This is a genomic window from Methyloceanibacter marginalis, assembly GCF_001723295.1.
GTDB lineage: Bacteria > Pseudomonadota > Alphaproteobacteria > Rhizobiales > Methyloligellaceae > Methyloceanibacter > Methyloceanibacter marginalis.
The window spans coordinates 1-3156 of the sequence record NZ_LPWD01000342.1; the positions used below are offsets into that span (position 1 = coordinate 1).

The following is a 3156-nucleotide window of genomic DNA, read 5'->3' on the forward strand; positions in this document are numbered from 1 at the left end:
TGAGCTCCACGTCGCCGTCAAGCTCACGCGCCATGCCGTCTTCGATAAGCCGGGACCCGAAGCCGCGGCGGCCGGCGTCGGCCACCTTCGGACCGCCGCTCTCCTGCCAGACGAATTCCAGAGCCGGCTGAGAGCCGCCTTCCAAGTCGAGACTCCAGTGAATGTTGACACGCCCCTCTGGCAACGACAGCGCACCGTATTTCGTGGCGTTGGTGATCAGCTCGTGCAACGCCATGCCGAAGCTCACCGCCGCGGTGGGCCCGAGCCGGATTTGCCGTCCCGAGATCTCGACGCGCGCCTCCTCGCCCTGCATGAATGGCGCGAGCGATTCCGAGACGACCTCCATGAGGCTCGCACCCTGCCAGACGTCGCGCGCCAGCAGGCTGTGCGCCCGAGACAGCGCGATCAAGCGCGAGTCGAATTTGTCCATAAAGCTGTCGACGTCTTTGGCGCCGTGCGCCGATTGCCGCGCCAGCGACTGGACGGCGGCCAGCGTGTTCTTGACGCGGTGGTTCAGCTCGTCGAGCAGGAGCTGCTGGCGTTCCTCGGCATCCCTGATCTCCGTGATATCGGTATTGGTGCCAAACCAGAGAACGACCTCTCCTTCGTCGCTCCGGACCGGCAAGGCGCGCGATAGGAACCATCGCCAAGTCCCGTCTCGGCTCTTCAGGGGGAAGGTGTCCTCCCACGGCTCGCCGGTCTCCCAGGAGCGCTGGACGCGCGCGACGACACGCTCGACGTGATCGGGATGATGCACGCGACGCCAGCCCCAGCCTTCCATGTCGGCGAGCGTCGTGCCGGTATAGTCGTACCAGCGCTTGTTGTACCAAAAGATCCAGCCGTCGGGCTGGGCCATCCAGGCAAGCTGGGGGATCGAGTCGGCCAGGAGTTGAAAGCTGACGTCGCCGTCGCGCAAGGCCTCTTCGCCTCGCCGGCACCGCTCCCGCCGAACCTCCGCATCTTTTTTCGTCATGTCTTCAATTGGAATGGCCCGGGAAGGTAGGAGGTGCTTGCCAGAGTTCAATTAAACAATGTTTTTGAGCCGCTTGCAGTTCCTGATACCGGCGCAACGCGCCAATGCGACGCTGTTCCCATTTTGTGCCGGCCACCCTATATTCGGCCCATCCCATCAACAATCGAAAGGAGGTGATCCAGTGTCTCATTGTCATAGCCCGCGGTCTGAGGGTGATACGGCCTGGATGCTCGCCTCTGGTGAGGTCTAGGGCGCATCAACGCCCATTAGCGGTCCTCTTGAGACCGCGGCCGACAATGGAAGGGCTGCCCCACGCGGGGCGGCCCTTCTTTTTTGCCCAAAATCTGGGCTTCGCATCGGCTTTCGCATTGAAGAATTTTTCAGACCCTGTGGGCCATTGTCGGCCTCATGTCGGGGGCACGTATTGCGTATCTGGCCGCGCTGATCGCGGCGGTCGTCTTTCTCGAAGGGTGCGGCGGCGGCGGGATTCCGCGCGAAACCCGGGCCGAATGGCGCGACAAGTCCGAGGCCCAGTGCATGGCCTCGGGTCGCGTGCGCGCGTCGTCCTATGTTCAGCAGGTCTCCGCCAAGAGCGGGCCGAGCGCCTGCGGCATCCGGGCGCCGCTCAAGGTCTCCGGCGCGCTCGGCGGTCGCGTCAGGATCACGCCGGCGGCGACCATCGGCTGCCCTGTGACAGCGAGCCTGGACCGCTGGATCCAAAACTCGGTGCAGAAAGCTGCTTATCGCCAATTCGGCAAGCCGGTGGTGGAGATCAGGCAGATCGCTTCCTATAGCTGCCGCGGACGGAACGGCCGCGGCAGCGGGCCGCTGTCGGAACATGCTTACGGCAACGCCATCGACATCGCCGGCTTCCGCCTTTCGGACGGCACGCAGATCACCGTGGTCAAAGGCTGGTGGCGCGGCACAGCCCGCGAGAAGGCTTTCCTCAAAGAAGTGTTCGCGGGCGCTTGCGCAGAGTTCTACACGGTGCTCGGTCCGGGTAGCGACCGGTACCATTACAATCACTTCCATCTGGACCTTCTGGTCACCAACGTGTCCAAGGGACGCCATTACTGCCGTCCCCAACCCAGCCGGGGCCTGTTCGCCAAAGCGGACGACGCCGACCCGCTCTCCACAGCGTCCATCACGCCGATCCCGTTCACCGGGCCTCCAGGCGAGGACTAAACCGGCATCTCTGGGAGAAAAGACCCGACTGTGGCCCCTCGGCAACGCCGCAGCGGCGCTAGAGGCGGTATGGTCGGTACGGGAGAATCGCACCAGGAGAGCATGACCACAGCCATAAGCCTTTGGGCTTGGTTCGATTGGAGGGCGCGATGGCAGCCGAATCATTGGTGCAAATGCTTGAAGAGATCGCCGTCGGGCTGAAAGCCGGCGACGAGGAAGTCTATGGCTGGCTTCGGGAGCAGCTCAAGGAGTGCGGCGCCAGCGAGATTTCCGTCGAGCTCGCCATGGGCGTGATCGCCAGGCTCCTGCCGGAAGAGGCGCAAGGCAATCTCGAACTGGCCGAGCATTACAATCGCCGCTGGGCCCACTAGCGATCCGTAAGATCCCGCTTTGACATCCGCTTCCCGGCGCAGGGCGGAACAGACCCGTCGTCTTTTTCGTTGATAGGGCCATGCGCGCGCTTCTGGTGCACAATCCGTCGGCCGGCTCAGGGCGCCATACGCGCGAGGAGCTTCTAAACCATCTCGAGCGCGCCGGCTTTCTTACGCGCTATTTTTCCTCCAAGGACGACGACTACAAGGAAGCGCTTGCAGGCGGCAACGTAGAGTTGATCGTCATCGTTGGCGGAGACGGCACGGTGGGCAAAGTCGCGCGCCACGTTCCTGACAGAACGGTGCCCGTAGCCATTCTGCCCGGCGGCACCGCGAACAACGTCGCCAGGAGTCTCGCCATCGAAGGCGACATTCTGGGACTCATCGCAAAGCTACAAGAGTCGCCGCGCAAGCGACTGGACGTCGGCTGCGCTACTGGCCCGTGGGGAAGTTGGAAATTTCTGGAATCCGTCGGCTGGGGCGCGCTCGCCAAGGTCGTTGATATCGGCGTGCCGGAGAACTCCCGCGAAGTGCAGATCGCTCAAGGCCGCGAGCTGTTCGCCGAGATTTTGGAAGCAGCAACGCCAAGCCATGTCTGCCTCGACGCGGACGGCCGCCGGATCGAGG

General features: G+C 63.5%; 4 protein-coding genes. 3 read left to right on the forward strand and 1 reads right to left on the reverse strand.

The annotated features are described in order from the left end of the window. Nucleotides 1-973: sensor histidine kinase (locus AUC71_RS12275; RefSeq protein ID WP_069624496.1), on the reverse strand; the 973-nt coding region annotated here is incomplete at its 3' end. A 408-nt stretch (nucleotides 974-1381) separates the two neighbouring features. Between AUC71_RS12275 and AUC71_RS12280 the strand changes: the two genes are divergently transcribed. The 3 genes from AUC71_RS12280 to AUC71_RS12290 form a co-directional block, all read left to right on the forward strand. Next, on the forward strand, nucleotides 1382-2158 hold the full coding sequence (locus AUC71_RS12280) for an extensin-like domain-containing protein (protein WP_069624497.1): 777 nt from the start codon (nucleotides 1382-1384) through the stop codon (nucleotides 2156-2158). Between the two features lie 149 nt (nucleotides 2159-2307). Beyond that, nucleotides 2308-2529 (forward strand): hypothetical protein, encoded by a 222-nt coding sequence (locus tag AUC71_RS12285; RefSeq protein ID WP_069624498.1) that lies wholly within the window; start codon nucleotides 2308-2310, stop codon nucleotides 2527-2529. An 80-nt stretch (nucleotides 2530-2609) separates the two neighbouring features. Beyond that, the coding region (locus AUC71_RS12290; RefSeq protein WP_162273651.1) for a diacylglycerol/lipid kinase family protein at nucleotides 2610-3156 on the forward strand (547 nt) is incomplete at its 3' end.

Bases quoted from the DNA above. Each gene is read 5' to 3' on its own strand.
- AUC71_RS12285 (WP_069624498.1), top strand. From the start codon at position 2,308: ATGGCAGCCGAATCATTGGTGCAAATGCTTGAAGAGATCGCCGTCGGG.
- AUC71_RS12280 (WP_069624497.1), top strand. From the start codon at position 1,382: ATGTCGGGGGCACGTATTGCGTATCTGGCCGCGCTGATCGCGGCGGTC.